Consider the following 24389-nt stretch of genomic DNA (forward strand, 5'->3'; position numbering starts at 1 on the left):
ACCGCCGTGGCAGAATGGTGGGTCGCCGGTGTCGTGCCGGGTGGGCGGAGGCGGGTGCCGACTGCGGACCCCCGGTCCCGTGCCCCGCGACCCGCCCGACACCGCCCGCCCGTTCCGACCGTCCGTACCCGTCCGCGAGGAGATCCGTGTCCGTCCAGCCCGTCCGGTTCTTCGGCGATCCGGTGCTGCGCACCCCGGCCGTCGAGGTCGCCACCTTCGATGCGGAGCTGCGCAGGCTGGTGGCCGATCTCACCGACACCATGCACGACGAGGGCGGGGCCGGCCTGGCCGCGCCGCAGATCGGCATCAGCCTGCGCGTGTTCGCCTACGACTGCGACGGCTTCGCCGGGCACCTCGTCAACCCGACCTTCGACGTGGTGGGCGACGAGGAGCAGTACGGGCTCGAGGGCTGCCTGTCCATCCCGGAGCTGCGCTGGGAGTGCCGCCGGCACCTGCACGTCGTGGCGCACGGCTGGGACCAGCACGGCGAGCCGCTCACGGTGGAGGGCAGCGAGCTGCTGGCCCGCTGCATCCAGCACGAGACCGACCACCTCGACGGCGTGCTGTTCGTCGACCGGCTCGATCCGGAGACCCGCAAGCAGGCGATGGCCGAGATCCGCGCCGCCGAGTGGTTCGGCGCCGCGCCCGAGGTCAAGGTCAGCCCCCACCCGCTGTTCGGGAAGGTCCGCTAGTGCGGCTCGTCTTCGCCGGTACGCCCGATCCCGCCGTCCCGTCGCTGCGCGCGCTGATCGACGCGCCGCAGCACGACGTGATCGCGGTGGTGACCCGGCCCGACGCGCCGTCCGGGCGTGGTCGCACGCTCAGCCGCTCTCCCGTGGGCGAGGTGGCCGACGAGGCCGGCATCCCCGTGCTCACCCCCGCGCGGCCGAAGGACCCCGACTTCCTCGACGCCCTGCGCGCCCTCGCACCGGACTGCTGCCCGGTGGTGGCGTACGGCGCGCTCGTGCCGCGGGTGGCCCTGGACATCCCCGCCCACGGCTGGGTCAACCTCCATTTCTCGTTGCTGCCCGCCTGGCGCGGCGCGGCCCCCGTGCAGGCCTCGGTCCGGGCCGGTGACGACATCACCGGCGCCACCACGTTCCTGCTCGAGGAGGGCCTCGACACCGGCCCCACCTACGGCGTGGTGACCGAGGCCGTGGGCCCGGCCGACACCGCGGGCGACCTGCTGGGCCGGCTCGCCGTGTCCGGGGCCGCGCTGCTCGTGGCCACGATGGACGGCATCGCCGACGGCACGCTCTACGCGAAGCCGCAGCCGTCGGACGGCGTCTCGCACGCCCCGAAGGTGACCACCGACGACGCCCGCGTGGACTGGGCGGCCGCCCCGCTCGCCGTGGACCGGCTCGTGCGCTCGGTGACCCCCGCCCCCGGCGCGTGGACCACGTTCCGCGGCGAACGGCTCGGACTGGGCCCGGTGCGCGCGGCCGACGGTGAGCTGCCCACACTGAAGCCCGGTGAGCTGCACGTGGAGAAGCGGCGCGTGCTCGTGGGCACGGCGGGCGGCCCGCTCGTCCTGGGCGAGGTGCGTCCGGTGGGCAAGCGCGCCATGGCGGCGCCGGACTGGGCGCGCGGCGTCCGCATCGAGGCAGGGGAGTTGCTCGCATGACCACCAGTACCGGGTGGGCGGCATGAACGCGCCCCGCCGCGACGGCCCGCGCCGTGACGGCCCGCGCCGGGCCCGCCCGTCCGGACCGCGCGGAGCCGGACCGCCCCGCGGCCGCGACGGCCCCCCGCGCCCGCCCGAGCTCGACCCGTCGCGGCAGGCCGCCCTGGAGCTGCTCACCGCCGTGCGCGTCCGTGACGCCTACGCCAACCTCGCGCTGCCCGCGATCATGCGCCGGCACCGCCTGCACGACCGCGACGCCGCACTGACCACGGAGCTCGGCTACGGCACCCTGCGGGCCCGCGGCCTGCTCGACGCCGTGATCGAGGAGTGCGTGGACCGCCCGCTGATCCGCGTGGAGCCCACCCTGCTCGACGCGCTGCGCCTGGGGGCCTACCAGCTGCTGCGCACCCGGATCCCGTCGCACGCCGCGGTGGACACCACCGTGGAGCTGGTGCGCGTGGAGGCCGGGAGCCGCGCCGCCGGGTTCGTCAACGCCGTGCTGCGCAAGGTCGGACAGCGCGACGAGGCCGCCTGGGTCGCCCAGCTCGCGCCGCCTGTGGACGAGGACCCGCTCGGGCACGCCGCGTTCGCGCACGCCCACCCGCGGTGGATCGCGCAGGCCTTCGCCGACGCGCTCGGCCCGGCCGCCGCATCCGAGCTCGACGCCGCGCTCGCGGCCGACGACGCCCGCCCGCTCGTGCACCTGCTGGCCCGCCCCGGCGAGATCACCGCGGCCGAGCTGGCGCTCGTGACCGGGGGCGAGGAGGCGCCGTACTCGCCCTACGGCGTGCACCTGGAACCCGGCAGCGGCGACATCGGCGACCTCGACGCCGTGTCCGAGGACCTCGCCGTGGTGCAGGACGAGGGCAGCCAGCTGGTGGCCCTGGCGCTGTCGCGGGCCACCCTGATCGGCGACGAGGGCGGCCGCTGGCTCGACCTCTGCGCCGGCCCCGGCGGCAAGGCCGTACTGCTGGGCGGGCTGCTCTCGCTCGACGGCGGCACCCTGGACGCCGTGGAGAGCAGCGAGCACCGCGCCGACCTGGTGCGGAAGGTGACCAAGGACCTGCCGGTGACCGTGCACACCGCCGACGGCCGCGAGGCGCCGCTGCCCGAGGGCGCCTACGACCGCGTGCTCGTGGACGCGCCCTGCACCGGCCTGGGCGCGCTGCGCCGCCGGCCCGAGGCCCGCTGGCGGCGCCGGCCCGAGGACGTCTCGGGGCTCGCGAAGCTGCAGCGCGAACTGCTCACCGCCGCGCTGCGCCACGTGCGGCCCGGCGGGGTGGTGGCGTACGTGACGTGCTCGCCGCACCTCGCGGAGACCGTGGGCGTGCTCACCGGGGTGGTGCGCCGGCACAAGGACGTGGAGCTGCTCGACGCGCGCGAGTTCCTGCCGGGCGTGCCGGACCTGGGCGACGGGCCGACCGTGCAGCTGTGGCCGCACCGGCACGGCACCGACGCGATGTTCCTCGGCCTCCTGCGCAAGGCCGTTCGACACCCCGCGTAGCCTGCCGGGGTGCTGCCGATGATCGCCCCGAGCATGCTGTCCGCCGACTTCGCCCACCTCGCCGACGAGGCCGACGTGGTGACCGGCGCGCCGGGCGTGGGCGCCGACTGGCTGCACGTGGACGTGATGGACGCCCACTTCGTGCCCAACCTCACCCTGGGCCTGCCGGTGGTGCAGTCGCTGCTGGCGGCCACGTCCGTGCCGATCGACTGCCACCTCATGATCGAGGACCCGGACCGCTGGGCCGTCGGCTACGCGGAGGCCGGCGCCCACAACGTGACGGTGCACGTGGAGGCCGCCCGCGACCCGGTGGCCCTGGCCGCGAACCTGCGCGCCGCCGGCGCGAGGGCCGGCCTGTCGGTCAAGCCGGGCACCCCGCTGGAGCCGCACCTGGAGACGCTTCGGCACTACGACACCCTGCTGGTCATGAGCGTGGAGCCCGGCTTCGGCGGCCAGAGCTTCATGCCCGAGGTGCTCGACAAGGTGCGGGCGGTGCGCCGCATGGTGGACACCGGCCACCTGCGGCTGCTCGTGGAGATCGACGGCGGCATCAACGCCGACACGATCGAGGCCGCCGCCGAGGCGGGCGTGGACTGCTTCGTGGCCGGCTCCGCCGTCTACGGGGCCGACGACCCGGCCCGCGCGGTGCGGGCGCTGCGCGAGCAGGTGCTCACCGCTTCGCCGCACCGGCACTGGTCGGCCTGACGGGGCACCGCCGGGAGGCGCGGGAACGATCAGGGACCGCGCAGGGTTGCAGCAGACACACGACGCGCACCGGAAGGGGCCCACCGACATGTTCACGGGGATCGTCGAGGAGATCGGTGAGGTCCTCACCGTGCGGGAGAGCGCCGAGGTGGTGGTGTTCACCGTGCTCGGCCGCACGGTGACCTCCGACGCGGCGCACGGCGACTCGATCGCGGTGAACGGCGTGTGTCTGACGGTGATCGACCCGGCGGGGAGCACCGACGGCACGTTCACGGTGGAGCTGGTGCCCGAGACCCTCAAGCGCTCCAGCCTGGGGGCCGTGGTGGAGGGCGCGAAGGTCAACCTCGAGCGCGCCATGCCCGTGACCGGCCGGCTCGGCGGCCACATCGTGCAGGGCCACGTGGACGGCGTGGCCACGCTGCTCTCGCGGCATCCGTCGGAACGCAGCGACGAGCTCGTGTTCAACCTCGCGCCCGATCTGGCCAGGTACGTGGTGGAGAAGGGCTCGATCACCGTGGACGGGGTGTCGCTCACGGTGGCCGGAGTGACGAGCGACACGTTCACTGTGGCGCTCATTCCGACGACATTGGCGCACACGACGCTCGGGATCCGGCACCCTGGGGATACGGTCAACCTCGAGGTCGACGTGGTGGCGAAGTACGTCGAGAAGCTGGCTGCCGGGTATCTCGCCGGTGGCGTGGATGGTGGAGTCTCGTGAACGGTGGAGCAGTGGAGAGCAGCCTGAGCAGCGGTGCACCTGGCGGCTTCGAGGCCATCGAGCGTGCGCTCGCCGACCTGAAGGCCGGCAAGGCCGTGGTGGTGGTGGACGACGAGGACCGCGAGAACGAGGGCGACCTCATCTTCGCCGCCGAGATGGCCACGCCGGAGCTGGTGTCGTTCACGGTGCGGTTCACGTCGGGGTACATCTGCGTGGCGCTGACGGAGACCGAGTGCGACCGGCTCGACCTGCCGCCGATGCACCACACGAACTCCGACAACTTCCGCACGGCGTTCACCGTGACCGTGGACGCGAAGGACGGGGTGACCACCGGGATCTCGGCGTCCGACCGGGCCCACACGATCCGGCTGCTCGCCGACCCCGCGGCCGGTCCCGGCGACCTCGTGCGTCCCGGGCACGTACTGCCGCTGCGCGCCCGCGAGGGCGGTGTCCTCCGCCGGCCCGGCCACACCGAGGCGGCCGTGGACCTGGCCCGGCTGGCGGGCCTCGCCCCGGCCGGCGCGCTCTGCGAGATCGTGTCGCAGAAGGACGAGGGCGAGATGGCCCGCGGCGACGAGCTCGCCGTGTTCGCCGCCGACCACGACCTCACGCTGATCACGATCGCCGACCTCATCGCGTACCGCAGGCGGTTCGAGAAGCACGTGGTGCGGGTGGCCCAGGCCCGCATCCCCACGGCGCACGGCGAGTTCATCGCCTACGGCTACGACTCCCTGCTCGACGGCGTGGAGCACATCGCGATGGTGCTCGGCGACGTGGCCGAGCCCGACAGCACCGGCGAGGACGTGCTGGTGCGCGTGCACTCCGAGTGCCTCACCGGCGACGTGCTCGGCTCGCTGCGCTGCGACTGCGGGCCGCAGCTCGACGCCGCACTCGCCGCCGTGGCGGAGGAGGGGCGCGGCATCGTGCTGTACATGCGCGGGCACGAGGGCCGGGGCATCGGCCTGCTGCACAAGCTGCAGGCCTACCAGCTGCAGGAGGCGGGCGCCGACACCGTGGACGCCAACCTCGCCCTGGGCCTGCCGGCCGACGCCCGTGACTACGGCATCGGCGCGCAGATCCTCTCCGATCTCGGGGTGCGCAGCATGCGGCTGCTCACCAACAACCCCGACAAGCGCGCCGGGCTGGAGGGCTACGGCCTGACGATCCTGGGCCGCGTGCCGCTGCCGGTGCGGGCGAGCCCGGAGAACCTGCGCTACCTGCGCACGAAGCGCGACCGCATGGGCCACGACCTGCCGGACCTCGGTGACGGCACCGCCACCGGCGGCACGGTGGCCGACGGAGCGGGAGCCTGATCCCGTGAGCGGAGAAGGACGCCCCGACCACGCCCAGGCCCCCGACGCGTCCGGGCTGCGGCTCGCCGTGGCCGCGGCCACCTGGCACGCCGAGATCGTGGACGAGCTGCTGGAGCGCGCACTGGCCACCGCCAAGGAGGCCGGGGTGCCCGAGCCCACCGTGGTGCGCGTCCCGGGCACCATCGAGCTGCCCGTGGTGTGCCAGGAGCTGGCCCGCACCCACGACGCCGTGGTGGCGCTGGGCGTGGTGATCCGCGGCGGCACCCCGCACTTCGAGTACGTGTGCGACGCCGTGACGGCCGGCCTGACCAGGGTGTCGCTCGACGAGCACACCCCGATGGGCAACGGCGTGCTCACCTGCGACACCCGCGAGCAGGCCGTGGACCGTTCCGGCGTGCCCGGTTCCGCCGAGGACAAGGGCGCCGAGGCGTGCCTCGCGGCGCTGCACACCGCGCTGGTGCTGCGGGACCTGCGCGGGAGCGCCCGCGCGGAGACGGCACCGTGACCGACGTGAACGAGGTGCAGGACACCCGCGTGGTGGTACGCCCCCGCAAGGTCTCCATCGCCGCCTGGGTGGGGGCCACCGCGGTGCTGGTGCTCTTCGTGGTGGTGGCGGTGGTGCTGCGCAGCTCGGACACGGGCGTGCGGTTCCGTGCGGCCGACCAGGTGTCGCTGGTGATCCTGGGCGTGCTGATCGCCGCCGGGCTGCTGCTGCTCGCGCGCCCGCGCGTGATCGCCGACGCCGAGGGCATCGAGGTGCGCAACGTGCTGTTCAACCGCCGCTTCCCGTGGGCGCTCGTGCGGCGTGTGGCCTTCCCCGACGGGGCGTCGTGGGCCCGGCTGGACCTGCCCGACGACGAGTACATCGCCATGCTGGCCATCCAGGCCGTGGACGGCGCCCGGGCCGTGGACGCCATCCGGAAGGTGCGTGCCCTGCACGCGGCGTCGAAGGGCGCCTGACCTGTCATGAGCGGTGATACCCCGCACGTGACCACGGTGCTGGCCGACCACGTGCTCACCGTGACGCTCGACCGCCCCGAGAGGCTCAACGCCTTCACCGCACGGATGGCCACGGAGCTGATCGCCGCCTTCGACCGCGCCGACGCCGACGACGACGTGCGCGTCGTGGTGGTGACCGGGGCCGGGCGGGGCTTCTGCGCCGGCGCCGACCTGGCCGGCGGCGGCTCGACGTTCGACTACGACAAGCGGGCCGCCGAGGCCACCAACACCGCCACCGCCACCGATCCCGACCGGGACCGCGGCGGCCTGGTCGCTCTGCGGATCTTCGAGTGCACCAAGCCCGTGATCGGCGCGATCAACGGGCCGGCCGTCGGCGTCGGGGTGACGATGACCCTGCCCATGGACGTGCGCCTGGCGTCGAGCACCGCGCGGTTCGGGTTCGTGTTCGCCCGCCGCGGCATCGTGCCCGAGGCGGCGTCGAGCTGGTTCCTCCCGCGTGTGGTGGGGATCAGCCGGGCCATGGAGTGGGTGGCCACCGGCCGCGTCTTCGACGCCGCCGAGGCCCTCGACGGCGGCCTGGTGCGCTCCGTGCACGAGCCGGACGACCTGCTGCCCGCCGCCCACGCCCTGGCCGCCGAGATCGCGCAGAACACCGCCCCGGTGTCCGTGGCGATCGCCCGGCAGATGATGTGGCGGATGCTCGGCGCCGACCACCCGCTCGAGGCACACCGCGTGGACTCCTGCGCGATCATCGAACGCGGCCGTTCCGCCGACGCCGCCGAGGGCGTCACGGCGTTCCTCGAGAAGCGGCCCGCGCGGTTCCCGGACCGGGTGTCGACCGACCTCCCACCGCTGTACCCGTGGTGGCCGGACCGGCCGTGGACCCCGCTCCCGGACGGGCGTGACGGCTGACACTCCCGGCGCCCACGTAGCATCGGAAGCGTGCTGCGAGCCCGCGAACAGGACCCGACCGCCGGTGACACCACGGGAGGGGACGAGAGCGTGCGCCTCGGCGACATCGTGCTCCGCAACCGGCTGGTGACGTCGTCGAGCCTGCTCGGGTACGGCGTGTCCAGCTCGGGCTTCTACGGGATGAGCCCGGTGGCGCTGTTCGTGCCGCTCAACGAGTTCGGCGCCGTGACCACCCGCACCCTGACCGTGGAGCCCCGCGAGGGTCACTTCACCACCCGCGAGGACTGGAAGCCCCGCGAGCTGCCGGGGCTGCTCAAGCGCTACGGCACCGTGCTGCGCGCCACCGACGGCGGCTGGGTGAACGCGTTCGGCTGGTGCAACGTGGGCATCGACGCCTACCTGCGCGACTACTACCCCCGCACCCGCGACCAGCGCGTGATCATCTCCCTCGGCGGGTTCTCGGCCGAGGAGTTCGTGACCCTGGTGGACAAGGTCAACGCCGCGGTGCCCGCGGGCGACATCGCCGCCGTGGAGCTCAACGTCTCCTGCCACAACGTCAACTTCGACTTCTCGACGATCCTGCAGGACGTGCTCGACGAGGCCGTGCCCCGCAGCAACCACCCGGTGATCCTCAAGCTCTCGCCCGACTACGACTACCTCCGCAACGCCCGTCAGGCGGCGAAGGCGGGCGTGGCGGCGCTGACCGCGATCAACACGGTGAAGGCGCTGCGGCTGGACCCCCGCACCGGCACCCCCTTCCTGGCCAACCGCTACGGCGGGCTGTCCGGTCGGGCGATCAAGCCGATCGGGCTGCGCGTGGTGTCGGAGCTCCGCGAATCGGGCGTGACCCTGCCGATCATCGCGACCGGTGGCATCCGCACCCTGGACGACTGCCGCGAGTACTTCTGGGCCGGGGCCGACGCGGTGAGCCTCGGCAGCGCCGTGTGGCTCGCGAGCTACCCCGGTTACGCCCTCAGCCCGCTCCGCGCGCTGCACGTTCGGCGCGTACTGAAGGCCGTTCGGCGCTACGGACCGCACGCGGTCGGATCCGCTGAGTCGCGCTGAGCAACGATCTTCACTCGTACGCCGGAGCCGGTCGCTCGATCCGCTCCGGAACGACGAGCGGGAGGCGCGGTGGAACCGCGACACACCACGAGCAGCCCGGGCAATATCGACCGCATGCGCGCCCCGGCGCGGCGTCCGCGGGTGGTGCTCCTGGACGTCTTCGAGACGATGTTGCAGGTGAGCGACCTGGGCAGCCGCTTCGTGGACGTGGGGCGCCCGGCGTACGAGTGGGAGCTCTTCTTCACCCGCACCCTGCGTGACGGGATGGCGCTGACCCTGGCCGGCGCCGCCCGACCGTTCGGCGAGGTGGCGCGGGCCGCGCTGCGCACCACGGTGCGGCACACGCTCTCGGATCAGGCGCTGGACCACGTGCTGAACGGCTTCCGCGAGCTGCCGCCGCAGCCGGACGTGGAGCCGGCCCTCGCCGCGTTGGCCCGGGCCCGGATCCCGGTCCACGCCTTCACCCACGGTGCCGCCCAGGTGGCCTGCGACGCCCTCGACAAGGCCGGCCTGCGCACCTACCTGCGGAGCGTGCTGAGCGCGGAGGAGATCCAGGCGTTCAAGCCACCGGTGCGGGTGTACCAGTGGGCCTGCCGGCAGGTGGACGCCCCGGTGGACCGGGTGGCGCTGGTGGCGGCCCACTCCTGGGACGTGCACGGCGCCGTGCGGGCCGGGATGGTGGGCGGCCTCGCCACGCGGCTGGAGGGGGCCGTGCCCGACACGGTGGCCCGCCCCCACGTGGCCGCCGAACGCCTCGACGTGGTGGTGGACCGCCTGCTGGCCCTGCCCAACTGAATGCGCGCCGCTACGCACCGAGGGCCCGCTGCCGGCCGCTCCCGACGGAGTCCCGGCCCAGGTCGGCGCGCTCGCCCGCGGCGGCGCCGGCCCCGAAGCCCGATCCGGACAGGGTGGCGCGACGTGCCCGGCCCACACCGGGGAAGGCCTCGGCGTACGCGCGGTCGACCCGGTCGGTGCGGTCGGCCAGCACCAGGGCCACGGACCGGCCGCTGTCCTGCGGCGCGGGCCGCTCGGCGACGGCGCTGCTCTCGGCCTCGACGAGCCTGCGGTGGACCTCCACCGCGAACCCGTGCAGCCAGGAGCGCCGGTAGGCCGCCACCGACTCGCCCCGGTGCCTGGGGCGCTGACGCAGCAGTTGGGTGCCGGCCTGCAGCAGCAGCGACGTGTACAGCAACTCGACGCGCTCGCGGTCGGACGCGAACCCGAACAGCGTGACGGCGGCGACCTTGCCGCCCCAGGCCTCGTGGAGGGTCGCCCGGCAGCGCAGCGCGGACGCCGTCCACGCGAGTAATCGGGCCTTGCCCGCGCTGTAGGGGTCGTCCATCGGGATCTGCTGCCCCCCGATCTCGTCGTGACCCGGTCGGGCCGCGTCGACCAGTGCCGCGTCGATGCCGTGGCGGGCCATCAGCTCCACCGCCTTGGCGGTGTAGGTCTGCGCCTCCTCGGGCGTGGCCGCGCGGTCGGCCTTGGCCAGCAGCTTGCGGACGACGTCCAGCTTGTCGGTTCCCATGGGTGCCTCCCTCGAACGGGTGTTCGTGCTCGGGTGATGTCCTAGCACCGGGGTCCGACATTCTTCGGGACCGGCCGCCTACACCAGGCCCCGGAGGCCGCGAGGGAGGTGGCCCGGGCGCCGTTGTCGGTGGGCGGTCCTACCCTGGAGGGGCCATGCCTGATCCTTCCACCTACCGCCCCGCCACCGGGTCCATCCCGGAGCAGCCGGGCGTGTACCGCTTCTCCGACCCCCGCGGCCGGGTCATCTACGTGGGCAAGGCCAAGAGCCTGCGCCAGCGCCTCAACTCCTACTTCGCCGACGTCTCGGGCCTGCACCCGCGCACCCGGCAGATGGTCACCACGGCCTCGCAGGTGCAGTGGACGGTGGTGGGCACCGAGGTCGAGGCGCTGCAGCTCGAGTACAACTGGATCAAGGAGTTCGACCCGCGGTTCAACGTCCGCTACCGCGACGACAAGACCTACCCCGTCCTCGCCGTCACGATGAACGAGGAGTTCCCGCGGCTGGCGGTCTACCGCGGCCCGCGCCGCAAGGGCGTGCGCTACTTCGGCCCGTACGCCCACGCCTGGGCCATCCGCGAGACGCTCGACCTGCTGCTGCGCGTCTTCCCGGCCCGTACCTGCTCGGCCGGGGTGTTCAAGCGACACGGGCAGATCGGCCGGCCCTGCCTGCTCGGCTACATCGACAAGTGCTCGGCGCCGTGCGTCGGCCGCGTCGACGCGCAGGAGCACCGCGACATCGTCGAGGACTTCTGCGACTTCCTCGCCGGGCGCACCGACCACCTCGTCCGCCAGATGGAACGCAAGATGGCGCAGGCGTCCGACGACCTGGAGTTCGAGCGGGCGGCCCGGCTGCGCGACGACATCGGTGCTCTCAAGCGGGCGATGGAGCGCCAGGCCGTGGTGCTGGGCGACGGCACCGACGCCGACGTCGTCGCGTTCGCCCAGGACGAGCTGGAGGCCGCCGTCCAGGTCTTCCACGTGCGCGGCGGCCGGGTCCGCGGCCAGCGGGGCTGGGTGATCGACAAGGTGGAGCCCACCGACACCGCGCAGCTCGTCGAGCGCTTCCTCACGCAGTTCTACGGCGAGCAGGCGGCGCTGGCCGAGTCCAGCGACGACGCCCAGCAGCCGGTGCCGAAGGAGATCCTGGTCCCCGAGCTGCCCGGGGAGGTCGACGCGCTCGCCGACTGGCTCTCGGGCCTGCGCGGCTCGCGGGTCGGCATCCGGGTGCCGCAGCGCGGCGACAAGCGGGCGCTGGCCGAGACCGTCGAGCGCAACGCCAAGGAGGCCTTCACCCAGCACAAGCTGCGCCGGGCCGGCGACCTGACGGCCCGCTCGGCGGCGCTGCAGGAGATCCAGGAGGGCCTCGGCCTCGACACCGCGCCCCTGCGCATCGAGTGCATCGACATCTCCCACGTCCAGGGCACCAACGTCGTCGCGTCGCTGGTGGTGTTCGAGGACGGTCTCGCGAAGAAGTCCGACTACCGCCGTTTCGAGATCCGCGATGCCGCCGAGCTCGGCGACGTCGCGTCCATCGCGGAGGTGGTGCGCCGCCGCTTCCGCCGCTACCTCGCCGAGACCGCAGGGGACACCGCGATCACGGACGGTGACGAGGGCGGTGTTAACGGTAGTGGTGCCGTCGCCGACACCACCGGTATCGCTCCCGACACCGTTCCCGCCCACCGTCCCGGCATCGACCCCGAGACCGGTCGGCCCCGCAAGTTCGCCTACCCGCCCAACCTGCTCGTCGTCGACGGCGCGCAGCCCCAGGCGGAGGCGGCGGCCGACGTGCTCGCCGAGCTCGGCGTCACCGACGTGGCCGTGTGCGGCCTGGCCAAGCGGTTGGAGGAGGTCTGGCTGCCCGGCGAACCCGATCCCGTGATCCTGTCCCGCACCAGCGAGGGGCTCTACCTCCTGCAGCGCGTCCGCGACGAGGCGCACCGCTTCGCCATCACCTACCACCGTCAGCGTCGTTCCACAGGCATGACGAGCTCCGAGCTCGACGCCGTCCCGGGGCTGGGTCCGGCCCGGCGCGCGGCACTGCTCAAGCACTTCGGGTCGGTCCGCAGGCTCAAGGCGGCGGGCGTCGACGAGATCGCGGCCCTGCCCGGGTTCGGGCCCCGCACGGCCGCCGCGGTGCTGGAAGCGCTGGGGGGCACCCGGTGAGCGAACCGTCGGGCATCGAGGTCGCGCTGGTCAGCGGCCTGTCCGGCGCGGGCCGCAGCACCGCCGCGAAGGTGCTGGAGGACCTGGGCTGGTTCGTCGTCGACAACCTCCCGCCCGAGCTGATCGCCACCATGGTCGACCTGGGCGCGCGCGCCCGCGGCGAGGTCACCCGCATCGCCGTGGTGATGGACGTGCGCAGCCGCGCGTTCTCGGCCGACCTCGGCGCGGTCATCAAGGACCTCGACGCGCGGGGCTACCGGCCCCGGCTGCTGTTCCTGGAGGCGTCGGACGCCGTGCTGGTGCGCCGCTTCGAGCAGGTGCGCCGCAGCCACCCGCTGCAGGGCGACGGCCGGCTGTCGGACGGCATCGCCGCCGAGCGCGAGCTGCTCCGGCCGCTGCGCGAGAGCGCCGACCTCGTGGTGGACACCTCCACGGTGTCGGTGCCCCAGCTGCGCGGCACCCTGGAGCGCACGTTCGGCGTCGAGTCCGAGCAGGTCACGCGCGTCACGGTGCTGTCGTTCGGCTTCAAGTACGGCCTGCCGATGGACTCCGATCTCGTTGCCGACGTCCGCTTCCTGCCCAACCCGTTCTGGATCCCGGAGCTGCGCGACCAGACCGGCCGCGACGACCCCGTCCGCGACTACGTGCTGAGCCAGGAGGGCGCCGAGGAGTTCATCGCGCGCTACCTGGAGCTGCTCGGCCTGGTCGGGGCCGGGTACCGGCGCGAGGGCAAGCGGTACCTCACGGTCTCCATCGGCTGCACCGGCGGCAAGCACCGCAGCGTCGCCATCAGCGAGGAGATCGCCCGCAGGCTCGAGGGCGCCGAGGGCGTCCGCGTGAGCGTGGCGCACCGCGACCTGGGGCGCGAATGACGACAGCCAAGGTCGTCGCGCTCGGCGGGGGCCACGGGCTGCACGCCACGCTGTCGGCCGTCCGCCTGCTCACCGACGAGGTCACGGCCGTGGTCACGGTGGCCGACGACGGCGGCTCGTCGGGGCGGCTGCGCCGGGAGCTGGGCCTGCTGCCGCCCGGCGACCTGCGGATGGCCCTGGCCGCGCTCGCCGCCGACGACCCGACCTGCGCGCGCTGGAGCGAGCTCGTGCAGCACCGCTTCGGCGGCACCGGCGCGCTGGCCGGGCACGCCGTCGGCAACCTCCTGCTCGCCGGGCTCATGGACACCTTCGGCGACCCCGTCGCCGCCCTGGACGAGGTGGGGGTGCTGCTCGGTGTCCGGGGCCGGGTGCTGCCGATGAGCTGCGAGCCCCTGGACATCGAGGCCGAGGTGACCGGGCTGGGGGGTTCCGGCCGGACGCACCGGATCCGCGGGCAGGTCGCCGTGGCGGCCACGCCCGGCCGCGTCCGCCGCGTGTGGTTGCTGCCCGAGGCCCCGAAGGCGTGCGCGGAGGCCCTCGACGCCGTGCGCGACGCCGACGTGCTGGTCCTCGGGCCGGGCTCGTGGTTCACCAGCGTGCTGCCCCACCTGCTCGTCCCCGATCTCCGCGATGCGATCATCGGCAGCCGGGCGCGCCGCGTGGTGGTGCTCAACCTCGCGCCGGAGCCGGGGGAGACCGCCGGGTTCTCGCCCGAGCAGCACCTGGCCGTACTCTCAGAGCACGCCCCGGCCCTGCGGGTCGACGCCGTGCTCGCCGACGTCGCCGCCGTCGCGGTTCCGGAGCGGCTGCAGCAGGCGGCTGCGGCGATGCTGTCGCCGGGGGGACGGGTGCACCTGGCGCCGGTCGCCGCGGTGGATCCGATGGTGCCGCGTCACGACCCGGTGGCGCTGGCCGAGGCCCTCGGCTCTGTGCTGGCCGCGGCCGCCCCGAGGAGGACGTGACCGTGTTCCGTAGTCCCGATCCGCACCCCGTCCGGAGGTCCCACCGATGGCGATGACCGCAGCGGTCAAGGACGAGCTGAGCAGGCTCGTCGTCACCAAGCCGTGCTGCCGACGTTCGGAGGTCGCGGCCCTGCTGCGCTTCGCGGGCGGCCTGCACATCGTCGGCGGCCGGGTCGTGATCGAGGCCGAGGTCGACACCGGCTCGGTCGCGCGCCGGCTGCGCCGCGACATCCACGAGCTCTACGGCCACACCTGCGAGGCGCACGTGATCACCGCGGGCGGGCTGCGCCGCGGTGCGCGCTACGTCATGCGCGTGGTGCGCGACGGTGAGGGGCTGGCCCGTCAGACCGGCCTGCTCGACGCCCGCGGCCGGCCGGTCCGCGGGCTGCCGCCACCCGTCGTCTCCGGCGGGGTGTGCGACGCCGAGGCGGCCTGGCGCGGTGCCTTCCTCGCCCACGGCTCGCTGACCGAGCCCGGCCGCAGCTCCGCCCTGGAGGTCACCTGCCCCGGGCCGGAGGCGGCGCTGGCGCTGGTGGGCGCGGCGCGGCGGCTCGGCGTCACGGCGAAGGCCCGCGAGGTGCGCGGGGCCGACCGCGTGGTCGTCCGCGACGGCGACGCCATCGGCGCGCTGCTCACGCGGATGGGCGCGCACGAGTGCGTCATGGCGTGGGAGGAGCGGCGGATGCGCCGCGAGGTCCGCGCCACGGCCAACCGCCTCGCCAACTTCGACGACGCCAACCTCCGCCGCTCGGCCCGCGCGGCCGTCGCGGCCGCGGCCCGAGTGGCGCGGGCGCTGGAGATCCTCGGTGACGACGTGCCGCAGCACCTGCTGGCGGCGGGCCGGCTGCGCGCGGAGCACACGCAGGCCTCGTTGGAGGAGCTCGGCCAGCTGGCCGACCCCCCGATGACGAAGGACGCGGTGGCCGGCCGCATCCGCAGGCTGCTGCACATGGCCGACAAGCGCGCCGCCGACCTGGGCATCCCCGACACCGAGTCGGCCGTCACGGCGGAGATGCTCGAGGAAGAGGCCTGAACCGGAGGTGTCGGACGACACGTCCAACCGTCGTCGCACGTGACGGGCGGTGGATCGATTCCGAACGGGGGGTCCCGGGCGCGTCGCGCGGCCGATAGGGTGGGCACCGAATCGAGTGGTCGTCCTACGAGGTCGAAGGAGGCACCGTGACGGTGCGGGTTGGCGTGAACGGGTTCGGACGGATCGGACGCAACTTCTGGCGCGCGGTCGACGCGCAGCGCGTGGCCGGAACCAGCGACATCGAGATCGTGGCGGTGAACGACATCACCGACAACGCGACGCTGGCGCACCTGCTGAAGTACGACTCGATCCTGGGTCGCCTGCCCTACGGCGTGAGCTCCACCGACGACGAGATCATCGTCGACGGCAAGGGCTTCAAGGGCCTGGCCGTGCGCGACCCCGCCGAGCTGCCCTGGAAGGACCTCGGCGTCGACGTCGTGGTCGAGTCCACCGGCATCTTCACCAAGCGCGAGGCGGCCGCCAAGCACCTCGAGGCCGGCGCCAAGAAGGTCATCATCTCCGCGCCGGCCACCGGCGAGGACATCACGATCGTCAAGGGCGTCAACGACGGCGACTACGACGGTAGCCAGGACGTCATCTCCAACGCGTCCTGCACCACCAACTGCCTCGCCCCCATGGCCAAGGTGCTCGATGACCTCGTCGGCATCCAGCAGGGTCTGATGACCACGATCCACGCCTACACGCAGGACCAGAACCTGCAGGACGGCCCGCACAAGGACCTGCGTCGCGCCCGCGCCGCCGCGCTGAACATCGTGCCCACCTCCACCGGCGCCGCGAAGGCGATCTCGCTGGTCATGCCGCACCTCAAGGGCAAGCTCGACGGCTACGCGCTGCGCGTGCCGATCCCCACGGGCTCGGCCACCGACCTGACGGTCACCGTCGGCCGCGAGACCACGGCCGCCGAGGTCAACGCCGCGATGAAGGCCGCCGCCGAGGGCCCGCTCAAGGGCATCCTGCTCTACACCGAGGACCCCATCGTCTCCTCCGACATCGTCACCGACCCGCACTCCTGCATCTTCGACGCGGGCCTGACGAAGGTCATCGGCGACCAGGTCAAGATCGTCGGCTGGTACGACAACGAATGGGGCTACTCCAACCGCCTCGTCGACATCACCGGCCTGGTGGCGTCGAAGCTGTGAACACGCTCGACGACCTCATCGACGAGGGTGTGGAGGGTCGTGCCGTCCTCGTCCGGTCGGACCTGAACGTCCCGCTGGACGGCACGACCATCACCGACGACGGGCGCATCCGCGCCTCGCTGCCCACCATCCAGGAGCTCTCCGGCGCGGGTGCCCTGGTAGTGATCACCGCGCACCTGGGCCGGCCGAAGGGCGGCCCGGAGGAGAAGTACTCGCTCGCGCCGGTCGCCGACCGGCTCAGCGACCTGCTCGGTGCCCCGGTGCGGCTGGTCGAGTTCGGCGCGAAGCACCTGCCGAACATGGCCGCCGGCGACGTCGTGCTGCTGGAGAACATCCGCTTCGACCCCCGCGAGACCAGCAAGAACGACGACGACCGCGCGGCGTTCGCCCGTGAGCTCGCCGCGCTGGTGGGCGACGACGCCGCGTTCGTCTCCGACGGGTTCGGCGTGGTCCACCGCAAGCAGGCGTCGGTCTACGACGTGGCGCAGATCCTGCCCGCCTACGCGGGCGGGCTCGTGCTGTCGGAGGTCGAGGTCCTGCGCCGGCTCACCGAGAAGCCCGAGCGGCCCTACGCCGTGGTGCTCGGCGGCTCCAAGGTCTCCGACAAGCTCGCGGTGATCGAGGCGCTGCTGCCGAAGGTCGACGCGCTGCTCGTCGGCGGCGGCATGTGCTTCACGTTCCTGGCCGCGCAGGGTTACGGCGTGGGGGACTCGCTGCTGGAGTCCGACCAGATCGGCACCTGCCGCAAGCTGCTGGAGTCGGGCAAGATCATGCTCCCCACCGACGTCGTGGTGGCCGACGACTTCTCGGCGGAGGCGACCACGCAGACCGTGGACGCCGACGCGATCCCCGACGGCTGGAAGGGTCTCGACATCGGCCCGGCCTCGGTCGCGGCGTTCGCCGAGGTGCTGGCCGGCGCGAAGACCGTCTTCTGGAACGGCCCGATGGGCGTGTTCGAGCTGGCGCCGTTCGCCGAGGGCACCCGCGGGGTGGCGCAGGCGATCGTCGACGGCACGGCGTTCAGCGTGGTCGGCGGCGGCGACTCGGCCGCGGCCGTGCGCACCCTGGGACTGCCCGAGGACGGCTTCTCCCACATCTCCACCGGCGGCGGCGCGTCGCTGGAGTACCTCGAGGGCAAGACCCTTCCCGGCGTGGCAGTTCTGGAGAACACCTGATGGCGAGAAAGCCGCTCATCGCGGGCAACTGGAAGATGAACCTCACGCACTTCGAGGCCATCGCCCTGATGCAGAAGTTCGCCTACGGGCTGCCGGAGAAGTACTACGCCAAGGTCGAGGTGGCGGTGATCCCGCCGTTCACCCACATCCGCAGCGTCCAGACCATGATCGACGGCGACGGGCTGCTGATGGTCCACGGTGCGCAGGACCTCTCCCCGCACGACTCCGGCGCCTACACCGGCGACATCTCGGGCGTCATGCTCAAGAAGCTCGGCTGCACGTACGTGATCGTCGGGCACTCCGAGCGTCGCGAGATCCACGGCGAGACCGACGCGGTGGTGGGCAGCAAGGTGCAGGCGGCCATCCGCAACGGCCTCGCGCCGATCCTGTGCGTCGGTGAGGGGCTGGAGGTCCGCGAGGCGGGCAAGCACGTGGCCCACTGCACGGCGCAGCTCACGGCGGCTCTCGAGGGCGTCACCGCGGAGCAGGCCGAGGAGCTCGTGGTCGCCTACGAGCCGGTCTGGGCCATCGGCACCGGGCGGGTGGCCAGCGCGGCCGATGCCCAGGAGGTGTGCGGCGCGCTGCGCCAGACCCTCGCGTCGCTCTACGGTGACGCGTTCGCCGCCGGCGTCCGGGTGCTCTACGGCGGCTCGGTGAAGGCCAAGAACGTCGGTGAGATCGTGGCCGAGGCCGACGTCGACGGGGCACTGGTCGGCGGGGCGAGCCTGGACGTCGACGAGTTCCCGCAGTTGTGCGCGATCGCGGCCGGTGGACCCCTGCCGTAGGGCTGCTTGTACCCTGGTCGTCCGGGCGCGACGCAGAGTGGTCTCGCGCGTGACGAGAATGAGGATGGATGCAACTCGCCCTGCAGATCGTGCTGATCGTCACCAGCGTCGTGCTGGTGCTGTTGATCCTCCTGCACCGCGGTCGCGGCGGCGGGTTGTCGACGCTCTTCGGTGGTGGCGTGCAGTCGAGCCTCTCGGGCTCCAGCGTCGTCGAGAAGAACCTCGACCGGCTCACGCTGTTCGTGGGAGCCATCTGGATCATCGCCATCATCGGCACCGGTCTGCTCGTCAAGATCGGGGTCTGAGGAGATGGCCATGTCAGGCGGCAACGCGATCCGCGGCACCAGGGTGGGTGCCGGTCCGATGGGCGAGTCCGAGCGCGGCGAGACCGCCGCCCGGCTGCACATCCCGTACTACTGCACCAACGGGCACGTCACCACGCCGTCGTTCGCGGCCGACGCGGAGATCCCCGACTCGTGGGACTGCCCGCGCTGCGGCCTCCCCGGCGGCCAGGACAACACCAACCCGCCGGCCGCGCCCCGCACGGAGCCGTACAAGACCCACCTCGCGTACGTGAAGGAGCGCCGCAGCGACGCCGACGGCGCGGCCATCCTCGAGGAGGCTCTCGGCCGGCTGCGAGCGTCCCGGGAGCTGTAGGTCCCGGTGGGCATCCGCGCGGCACTGCGGGCCCGGCTGGTGCGGGCGGTGGACGAGTCCGTCGCCCGGCACCGGTCGGAGCAGACCGAGGAGCTCGTCGCCCGGCTCCGCGCGGAGTTCCGCGCGGAGGCAGACCGGGTGGCCGACCGGGTGCTCGAGGAGCTGCGCGCCGTCGAGATCCGCGACCGACGCGACACCTTCGCGGCCGCGGAACGCGAGGCCGTGGCGTCCACCGCCCGGTTCGTGCAGCGGGAGATGACCGGGGCCCGCCACTTCGGCCATCCCCACGCCACCCTCGAACACGCGCTCTCCCTGGCGCCGACGGGCGGCATGGCGCTGGAGTTCGGGGTCTACACGGGCACCACGCTGAAGATCATCGCTGCCCGGCGCGAGGGTGGCGTGTTCGGCTTCGACTCCTTCGACGGCCTGCCGGAGGACTGGCGGGCCGGGTTCGCCTGCGGCACGTTCGACGTCGAGGCGCCGCCGGAGGTGCCGGGCGCGGACCTGGTGGTGGGTCTGTTCGACGAGTCGCTTCCGGGCTTCCTGGCGGCGCACCCGGGCCCGGTGGACCTCCTGCACGTCGACGCCGACCTGTACGGCTCGGCCGTCACGGTGCTGGAGCAGGTCGGGCCGCGGCTGCGGCCGGGCAGCGTCGTGGTGTTCGACGAGTTCTTCAACTACCCCGGCTGGAAGGCCCACGAGGCCCGCGCCTGGGCCGAGTACGTCGCGGCGTACGGCGTGGGCTTCACCTACGAGGCGTACACGCTCGACAACGAGCAGGTGGTCGTCCGGATCACCGGCTGATCTGCTGGCTGATCCGCGCCGCCTGCCGGGTGAGGTGGCGGCGCTCGGCGAGGTTGGGCGCGGACCGCGCCGCGTCGGCGTACAGCCGGGCGGCGACCGGCAGGTCTCCGGCCTTCTCGTGGAGATACGCCGAGGCCGCGGTGTGGCGGGGCAGTCCGGGGTCCACCTCGGCCAGGGCCGCGAGCCCGGCCGACGGGCCGTCGGCCTCGCCGACCGCGACGGCCCGGTTGAGCGCGACCACCGGGCTCCCGGTGAGCCTCAGCAGCTCGTCGTACCAGCCGACGATCTGCGCCCAGTCGGTCTCCTCGGCGCGCGGCGCGTCGGCGTGCAGCGCGGCGATGGCGGCCTGGGCCTGGTACTCGCCGAGCCGGTCGCGGGCCAGCGCCGCCTGCAGGATCGCGACGCCCTCGGCGATGAGCGCGGTGTCCCAGCGGGAGCGGTCCTGCCCGGCCAGGGGAACGAGGCTGCCGTCGTCGCGGGTCCGGGCCGGGCGGCGGGCGTGGTGCAGCAGCATCAACGCCAGCAGCCCGGCGGTCTCCTCGTCCCGGGTCACCGACGCCAGCTGCCGGGCGAGCCGGATCGCCTCGGCCGCCAGGTCGACGTCGCCGGTGTACCCCTCGTTGAAGACCAGGTAGAGCACGCGGAGCACGGTCGCCGGATCGCCCGGCTGGTCGAACCGCACGTCGGCGACCGTCCGCTTGGCCCGGCTGATCCGCTGCGCCATCGTCGCCTCCGGCACGAGGTAGGCGGCGGCGATCTGCCGGGTGGTCAGCCCGCCGACGGCGCGCAGCGTGAGCGCCACCGCGGATGCCGGCGTCAGCGACGGGTGGGCGCACAGGAAGAACAGAGCCAACGTGTCGTCCGCGCTCTCGGTGGGCCCGGGCGGCGGCTCGGTCTCGACCCGCTCCTCCCGGTGCCGGCGCGAGGTCTCGGCGCGGTGGGCGTCGAGGAACTTGCGCCAGGCCACCGTGACCAGCCAACCCTTCGGGTCGGCCGGCTGCTGCTCCGCCCACGTCCGCGTGGCCTGGAGGAGCGCCTCCTGCACGGCGTCCTCGGCCGTCGCGAAGTCCACCCCGCGACGCACGAGGACGCCGGTCACCGCGGGCGTCAGCTCCCGCAGCAGCAGCTCGTCGATCACCGGATCACTCGGTGACGGTCGGCGCCTCGCCCATGAACGGGCGCAGCTCGAGCCACTCGTGGATCGGCTTGCCGCCGGCGCCGGGTGCGGCCGACAGCTCGCCGGCGAGCTCCAGCGCCCGCTCGTAGGTGTCGACGTCGATGATCATCCAGCCGGCGATGAGGTCCTTCGTCTCCGCGAACGGCCCGTCGGTGACCGGCGGCCGGCCCTCGCCGTCGTGGCGGACGAAGGTGCCCTCGGGGGAGAGCGCCTGGCTGCTGACGTACTCGCCGGTGCCCTCGAGCCGGGCGGCGAAGTCGTTCATGTACCGGAAGTGGTCCTCGACCTCGCCCGGCGTCCACTGGTCCATCGGGACGTCGTTGACGGCCTCGGGGGCGCCGCGGTAGTGCTTGAGAAGCAGGTACTTCGCCATGGTGGTTCTCCTCGGTCCGGTGCGGCCCCGGTGGCCGCATCCGCCCCTGGGACGGAGCCGCCCCGTCGTTCTCGACACCGGGGCCGGAGTACTTCTAGGACGTTCTCCCGATCGCCGTCAGCTGCTGGGTGAAGGCCACGGCCAGGCGCGCGGTGGTGGTGCCGGGCGGCACCGCGGAGGACGCGACCGTCACCACCCGCCCGCCCTGCACGAGCGCGGCGTACACGCCGTCGCCGTCGAAGCGGCACACGAACCCGCCGTCGGCCGCCTTCACGTCCGCCCGGGACCCGCTCTCGCACAGCTGGGCGATCGTGTCGAGCTCGCTGGCGGCGTCGTCGGTGGACGAGGTGACGTCGACGGCCAGGAAACCGGCCGGACCGGGGTTGCCGGCGGGGTCGTAGACGCAGCGGGTGTCGGTGGCCATCGACTGGTCCGGGATCCAGGTGACGCCGGTGGTGGCGGCCAGCTCCGCGCCGTCGAGCAGGCACGCGGCCGGGGGTGCGGGCGGCTGGGCCTGCGGGACGGGCTCGGCGGGCTCACTCGTGCACCCCGTGAGCAGGCCGGCGGCCACGAGCAGCACTCCCGCGGTCGCCAGTCCCCCCGTCCGGTGCACGGGCCCAGGGTGCCATGCGGGTCCGGTGCTAGCCGAGCGCGGCCTCGATGGCGGCCGTGACCTCGCGCGACATGGGCTCGGTGCGCGGCCGGAAACGTGCCAGCACCGTGCCGTCCGGGCCGACGAGGAACTTCTCGAAGTTCCACTGCACGTCGCCCGCGGTGCCGTCGGCGTCGGGGGTGGTGGTGAGCTCGGCGTAGAGCGGGTGCCGGCCGGCGCCGTTGACGTCGATCTTCTCGGTCATCGGGAAGCTGACGCCGTAGGTGGTGGAGCAGAACGTCGCGATCTCCGCAGGAGTGTCGGGCTCCTGGCCGCCGAACTGGTTGCACGGCACGCCGAGGACGGTGAATCCGCGGTCGGCGTAGCGCTCCTGCAGCTGCTCGAGCCCGGTGTACTGCGGGGTGAGGCCGCACCGGGAGGCGACGTTGACGATGAGCACCGTCTTGCCGGTGGGCGGGTCGAGCGGGGTGCCGTCGAGAGCCGCGATGGGGGTGTCGAGAAGGGGCATGATCTCGACCCTACGTCGCGCTACTCTCCGGAAATGACGCGGTGGACGCTGCCCCCCTCCTCGATCCCCACGGCCTGGTTCAACGTGGTGCCCCATCTCGCGAGCCCCCCGCAGCCGCCGCTGCACCCGGGCACGCGGGAGCCGGTCGGCCCCGACGACCTCGCGCCGCTGTTCCCGATGGCGTTGATCGGGCAGGAGGTGAGTGCGGAGCCGTGGATCGACATCCCCGGTGAGGTGCTCGACATCCTGAAGCTCTGGCGCCCGACGCCGCTGCAGCGGGCCGTCCGGCTGGAGAAGGCGCTGGGCACGCCGGCGCGCATCTACTTCAAGGACGAGTCCGGCTCGCCCGCGGGCAGCCACAAGACCAACACCGCGGTGCCGCAGGCGTTCTACAACAAGGCCGAGGGCATCACGCGCCTGTCGACGGAGACCGGCGCGGGGCAGTGGGGCACGGCGCTGTCGTTCGCGTGCGCGCAGTTCGACCTCGACCTCAAGGTCTACATGGTCCGCGCCTCCTACGACCAGAAGCCCTACCGGCGCATCGCGATGGAGACGTGGGGCGGTGAGGTCGTCGCCTCCCCGGTCGACGACCCGTCGCACCCCGGTTCGCTCGGCAACGCCATCTCCGACGCCGTGCGCGACTGCGTCGGCCGCGCCGACACCCACTACTCGCTGGGATCCGTTCTCAACCACGTGCTGCTGCACCAGACCGTGATCGGCATCGAGGCCAAGGAGCAGCTCGCGCTGGCGGGGGAGCGGCTGCCCGACGTCGTCATCGCGCCGTGCGGCGGGGGGTCCAACCTCGGCGGCATCGCGTTCCCGTTCGTGCCCGACGCGGACGTGCGGCTGCTGGCGGTGGAGCCGCTGTCGTGCCCGACGTTGACCCAGGGCGAGTTCGGCTACGACTTCGGCGACACCGAGGGCCTCACCCCGCTGCTGCCGATGTACAGCCTGGGCGCGAAGTTCGTACCACCGTCGATCCACGCGGGCGGGCTGCGCTACCACGGCGACTCGCCGCTGATCTCCCAGCTCGTGCGCGACGGGCGGATGGAGGCGGTGGCGTACCCGCAGGGCAAGGTGTTCGAGGCCGCCGTCCAGTTCGCCCGGACCGAGGGCAAGATCCCGGCGCCCGAGTGCGCGCACGCCATCCGCGCCGCGATCGACGAGGCACTGGCCGCGAAGGAGACCGGTGAGGAGAAGGTCATCCTCTTCAACTACTGCGGCCACGGCTTCCTCGACCTCGCTGCGTACGACGAGTACAACAACGGCCGGCTGCCGGACGAGCAGGGCAGCTAGCAGCCACAGGGCGCGGTGAGCGGATCGGCCGGGTGCTCCACGAGCCCGGCCGGTCCGTCCACCGCGAACCCCTCGCGCGACCAGTACTCGAACCCGCCGATCATCTCCCGGACGTCGTAGCCGAGCCGCGCCAGCGCGAGGGCGGCGCGGGTGGCGCCGTTGCATCCGGGGCCCCAGCAGTAGGTGACCACCGGGACGGCCGGGTCGAGCAGCACCTCGGCCCGGTCCGGGATCTCCGCGGTGGGCAGGTGGACGGCCCCGGGGATGTGGCCCTGGTTCCACGCGGCGGTGCTGCGGGAGTCGACCAGCACGAAGCCGCGCCCGGGGAGTGCGGCGTGGACGTCGGAGACGTCGGTCTGGAACGTGAGCCGGGCGGTGAAGAAGGCGACGGGGTCCATGGCGGGAACGCTACGAGCGCACCCTCTCCTCGCGAAGACACATTCCACGGTCCGACGCTGAACAGGTCAGGGAATCCACGGT

Annotated in this window: 28 protein-coding genes; 22 read left to right on the forward strand and 6 right to left on the reverse strand. The window is 73.3% G+C overall.

Going from position 1 to position 24389, the window contains the following annotated elements:
* The first annotated feature begins 146 nt into the window (after positions 1–146).
* From def to BGP03_RS31810, 11 genes are all read left to right on the forward strand, one after another.
* Entirely contained in the window at positions 147–692 is a 546-nt protein-coding gene (def, locus tag BGP03_RS31760; protein WP_298800595.1) for a peptide deformylase, read from the forward strand.
* Positions 692–1624 carry a methionyl-tRNA formyltransferase gene (gene fmt, locus BGP03_RS31765; RefSeq protein WP_298800594.1) on the forward strand — a complete coding sequence of 311 codons (933 nt, stop codon included), beginning with the start codon at positions 692–694 and terminating at the stop codon, positions 1622–1624. Before def ends, fmt begins: the two co-directional genes overlap by 1 nt.
* A gap of 22 nt (positions 1625–1646) precedes the next feature.
* A complete protein-coding gene (locus BGP03_RS31770) occupies positions 1647–3128 on the forward strand; it encodes a transcription antitermination factor NusB (RefSeq protein WP_296377055.1) in 1482 nt (493 codons plus the stop codon).
* A gap of 18 nt (positions 3129–3146) precedes the next feature.
* On the forward strand, positions 3147–3833 hold the full coding sequence (gene rpe / locus BGP03_RS31775; protein ID WP_296377057.1) for a ribulose-phosphate 3-epimerase: 687 nt from the start codon (positions 3147–3149) through the stop codon (positions 3831–3833).
* 88 nt (positions 3834–3921) lie between these two features.
* A complete protein-coding gene (locus BGP03_RS31780; RefSeq protein WP_298800637.1) occupies positions 3922–4551 on the forward strand; it encodes a riboflavin synthase in 630 nt (209 codons plus the stop codon).
* Positions 4552–4562: 11 nt separating this feature from the next.
* The gene (locus BGP03_RS31785; protein WP_296377059.1) at positions 4563–5864 is read left to right on the forward strand and encodes a bifunctional 3,4-dihydroxy-2-butanone-4-phosphate synthase/GTP cyclohydrolase II; all 1302 of its coding nucleotides are present in this window, start codon (positions 4563–4565) and stop codon (positions 5862–5864) included.
* A 4-nt stretch (positions 5865–5868) separates the two neighbouring features.
* Positions 5869–6369, forward strand: coding sequence for a 6,7-dimethyl-8-ribityllumazine synthase (ribH, locus tag BGP03_RS31790; RefSeq protein WP_296377061.1), 501 nt, complete (start codon positions 5869–5871; stop codon positions 6367–6369).
* Positions 6366–6824 (forward strand): PH domain-containing protein, encoded by a 459-nt coding sequence (locus BGP03_RS31795; RefSeq protein WP_298800593.1) that lies wholly within the window; start codon positions 6366–6368, stop codon positions 6822–6824. Before ribH ends, BGP03_RS31795 begins: the two co-directional genes overlap by 4 nt.
* Positions 6825–6830: 6 nt before the next feature.
* A complete protein-coding gene (locus BGP03_RS31800; RefSeq protein WP_298800592.1) occupies positions 6831–7736 on the forward strand; it encodes a crotonase/enoyl-CoA hydratase family protein in 906 nt (301 codons plus the stop codon).
* Positions 7737–7766: 30 nt separating this feature from the next.
* Complete coding sequence (locus BGP03_RS31805) at positions 7767–8801, forward strand: dihydroorotate dehydrogenase (RefSeq protein WP_298800591.1); 1035 nt, start codon at positions 7767–7769, stop codon at positions 8799–8801.
* A gap of 69 nt (positions 8802–8870) precedes the next feature.
* Positions 8871–9596 carry an HAD-IA family hydrolase gene (locus BGP03_RS31810; RefSeq protein ID WP_298800590.1) on the forward strand — a complete coding sequence of 242 codons (726 nt, stop codon included), beginning with the start codon at positions 8871–8873 and terminating at the stop codon, positions 9594–9596.
* 10 nt (positions 9597–9606) lie between these two features.
* Here BGP03_RS31810 and BGP03_RS31815 read toward each other — a convergent pair whose 3' ends face one another.
* The gene (locus BGP03_RS31815; protein WP_298800589.1) at positions 9607–10329 is read right to left on the reverse strand and encodes a DUF2786 domain-containing protein; all 723 of its coding nucleotides are present in this window, start codon (positions 10327–10329) and stop codon (positions 9607–9609) included.
* A gap of 155 nt (positions 10330–10484) precedes the next feature.
* On the opposite strand from BGP03_RS31815, the gene uvrC reads away from it, so the two are divergent.
* From uvrC to BGP03_RS31865, 10 genes are all read left to right on the forward strand, one after another.
* Complete coding sequence (gene uvrC / locus BGP03_RS31820) at positions 10485–12494, forward strand: excinuclease ABC subunit UvrC (RefSeq protein WP_298800588.1); 2010 nt, start codon at positions 10485–10487, stop codon at positions 12492–12494.
* The gene (rapZ, locus tag BGP03_RS31825; protein ID WP_298800586.1) at positions 12491–13366 is read left to right on the forward strand and encodes an RNase adapter RapZ; all 876 of its coding nucleotides are present in this window, start codon (positions 12491–12493) and stop codon (positions 13364–13366) included. The genes uvrC and rapZ overlap by 4 nt, the downstream gene beginning before the upstream one ends.
* A complete protein-coding gene (gene yvcK, locus BGP03_RS31830) occupies positions 13363–14328 on the forward strand; it encodes a uridine diphosphate-N-acetylglucosamine-binding protein YvcK (protein WP_298800585.1) in 966 nt (321 codons plus the stop codon). The genes rapZ and yvcK overlap by 4 nt, the downstream gene beginning before the upstream one ends.
* Before the next feature lie 46 nt (positions 14329–14374).
* The gene (gene whiA, locus BGP03_RS31835) at positions 14375–15361 is read left to right on the forward strand and encodes a DNA-binding protein WhiA (protein ID WP_296377071.1); all 987 of its coding nucleotides are present in this window, start codon (positions 14375–14377) and stop codon (positions 15359–15361) included.
* A 146-nt stretch (positions 15362–15507) separates the two neighbouring features.
* A complete protein-coding gene (gene gap, locus BGP03_RS31840) occupies positions 15508–16521 on the forward strand; it encodes a type I glyceraldehyde-3-phosphate dehydrogenase (RefSeq protein WP_296377072.1) in 1014 nt (337 codons plus the stop codon).
* Positions 16518–17696, forward strand: coding sequence for a phosphoglycerate kinase (locus tag BGP03_RS31845; RefSeq protein ID WP_298800584.1), 1179 nt, complete (start codon positions 16518–16520; stop codon positions 17694–17696). The genes gap and BGP03_RS31845 overlap by 4 nt, the downstream gene beginning before the upstream one ends.
* On the forward strand, positions 17696–18481 hold the full coding sequence (tpiA, locus tag BGP03_RS31850; RefSeq protein WP_298800583.1) for a triose-phosphate isomerase: 786 nt from the start codon (positions 17696–17698) through the stop codon (positions 18479–18481). The genes BGP03_RS31845 and tpiA overlap by 1 nt, the downstream gene beginning before the upstream one ends.
* Positions 18482–18549: 68 nt before the next feature.
* Complete coding sequence (gene secG / locus BGP03_RS31855) at positions 18550–18786, forward strand: preprotein translocase subunit SecG (RefSeq protein WP_296377075.1); 237 nt, start codon at positions 18550–18552, stop codon at positions 18784–18786.
* Between the two features lie 10 nt (positions 18787–18796).
* Positions 18797–19138, forward strand: coding sequence for an RNA polymerase-binding protein RbpA (locus BGP03_RS31860; RefSeq protein WP_296377076.1), 342 nt, complete (start codon positions 18797–18799; stop codon positions 19136–19138).
* A 6-nt stretch (positions 19139–19144) separates the two neighbouring features.
* Positions 19145–19942, forward strand: a complete 798-nt coding sequence (locus tag BGP03_RS31865) for a class I SAM-dependent methyltransferase (RefSeq protein WP_296377077.1) — start codon at positions 19145–19147, stop codon at positions 19940–19942.
* Here BGP03_RS31865 and BGP03_RS31870 read toward each other — a convergent pair.
* From BGP03_RS31870 to BGP03_RS31885, 4 genes are all read right to left on the reverse strand, one after another.
* Positions 19932–21077 carry a DUF6596 domain-containing protein gene (locus tag BGP03_RS31870; RefSeq protein ID WP_296377100.1) on the reverse strand — a complete coding sequence of 382 codons (1146 nt, stop codon included), beginning with the start codon at positions 21075–21077 and terminating at the stop codon, positions 19932–19934. The two genes, BGP03_RS31865 and BGP03_RS31870, sit on opposite strands and share 11 nt — an antisense overlap.
* Positions 21078–21084: 7 nt before the next feature.
* Positions 21085–21492, reverse strand: a complete 408-nt coding sequence (locus tag BGP03_RS31875) for a YciI family protein (RefSeq protein ID WP_296377078.1) — start codon at positions 21490–21492, stop codon at positions 21085–21087.
* A 94-nt stretch (positions 21493–21586) separates the two neighbouring features.
* Complete coding sequence (locus tag BGP03_RS31880) at positions 21587–22105, reverse strand: hypothetical protein (protein WP_296377079.1); 519 nt, start codon at positions 22103–22105, stop codon at positions 21587–21589.
* Between the two features lie 28 nt (positions 22106–22133).
* Entirely contained in the window at positions 22134–22613 is a 480-nt protein-coding gene (locus BGP03_RS31885) for a glutathione peroxidase (protein ID WP_298800580.1), read from the reverse strand.
* Between the two features lie 33 nt (positions 22614–22646).
* On the opposite strand from BGP03_RS31885, the gene BGP03_RS31890 reads away from it, so the two are divergent.
* Positions 22647–23909 carry a TrpB-like pyridoxal phosphate-dependent enzyme gene (locus tag BGP03_RS31890; RefSeq protein ID WP_296377081.1) on the forward strand — a complete coding sequence of 421 codons (1263 nt, stop codon included), beginning with the start codon at positions 22647–22649 and terminating at the stop codon, positions 23907–23909.
* On the opposite strand, the gene BGP03_RS31895 is transcribed toward BGP03_RS31890, so the two are convergent.
* The gene (locus BGP03_RS31895) at positions 23906–24307 is read right to left on the reverse strand and encodes a rhodanese-like domain-containing protein (RefSeq protein ID WP_296377082.1); all 402 of its coding nucleotides are present in this window, start codon (positions 24305–24307) and stop codon (positions 23906–23908) included. The genes BGP03_RS31890 and BGP03_RS31895 overlap by 4 nt on opposite strands.
* Positions 24308–24389 lie beyond the last annotated feature (82 nt).

This window comes from Pseudonocardia sp. 73-21 (assembly GCF_001899645.1).
Lineage (GTDB): Bacteria > Actinomycetota > Actinomycetes > Mycobacteriales > Pseudonocardiaceae > Pseudonocardia.

Excerpts from the sequence above, each read along its gene's own strand:
- BGP03_RS31770 (WP_296377055.1), top strand. The coding sequence starts at position 1,647 with ATGAACGCGCCCCGCCGCGACGGCCCGCGCCGTGACGGCCCGCGCCGG.
- rpe (WP_296377057.1), top strand. The coding sequence starts at position 3,147 with ATGATCGCCCCGAGCATGCTGTCCGCCGACTTCGCCCACCTCGCCGAC.
- BGP03_RS31780 (WP_298800637.1), top strand. The coding sequence starts at position 3,922 with ATGTTCACGGGGATCGTCGAGGAGATCGGTGAGGTCCTCACCGTGCGG.
- BGP03_RS31800 (WP_298800592.1), top strand. The coding sequence starts at position 6,831 with ATGAGCGGTGATACCCCGCACGTGACCACGGTGCTGGCCGACCACGTG.
- BGP03_RS31815 (WP_298800589.1), bottom strand. The coding sequence starts at position 10,329 with ATGGGAACCGACAAGCTGGACGTCGTCCGCAAGCTGCTGGCCAAGGCC.
- uvrC (WP_298800588.1), top strand. The coding sequence starts at position 10,485 with ATGCCTGATCCTTCCACCTACCGCCCCGCCACCGGGTCCATCCCGGAG.
- yvcK (WP_298800585.1), top strand. The coding sequence starts at position 13,363 with ATGACGACAGCCAAGGTCGTCGCGCTCGGCGGGGGCCACGGGCTGCAC.
- whiA (WP_296377071.1), top strand. The coding sequence starts at position 14,375 with ATGGCGATGACCGCAGCGGTCAAGGACGAGCTGAGCAGGCTCGTCGTC.
- tpiA (WP_298800583.1), top strand. The coding sequence starts at position 17,696 with ATGGCGAGAAAGCCGCTCATCGCGGGCAACTGGAAGATGAACCTCACG.
- secG (WP_296377075.1), top strand. The coding sequence starts at position 18,550 with ATGCAACTCGCCCTGCAGATCGTGCTGATCGTCACCAGCGTCGTGCTG.
- BGP03_RS31860 (WP_296377076.1), top strand. The coding sequence starts at position 18,797 with ATGTCAGGCGGCAACGCGATCCGCGGCACCAGGGTGGGTGCCGGTCCG.
- BGP03_RS31875 (WP_296377078.1), bottom strand. The coding sequence starts at position 21,492 with ATGGCGAAGTACCTGCTTCTCAAGCACTACCGCGGCGCCCCCGAGGCC.
- BGP03_RS31885 (WP_298800580.1), bottom strand. The coding sequence starts at position 22,613 with ATGCCCCTTCTCGACACCCCCATCGCGGCTCTCGACGGCACCCCGCTC.
- BGP03_RS31890 (WP_296377081.1), top strand. The coding sequence starts at position 22,647 with ATGACGCGGTGGACGCTGCCCCCCTCCTCGATCCCCACGGCCTGGTTC.
- BGP03_RS31895 (WP_296377082.1), bottom strand. The coding sequence starts at position 24,307 with ATGGACCCCGTCGCCTTCTTCACCGCCCGGCTCACGTTCCAGACCGAC.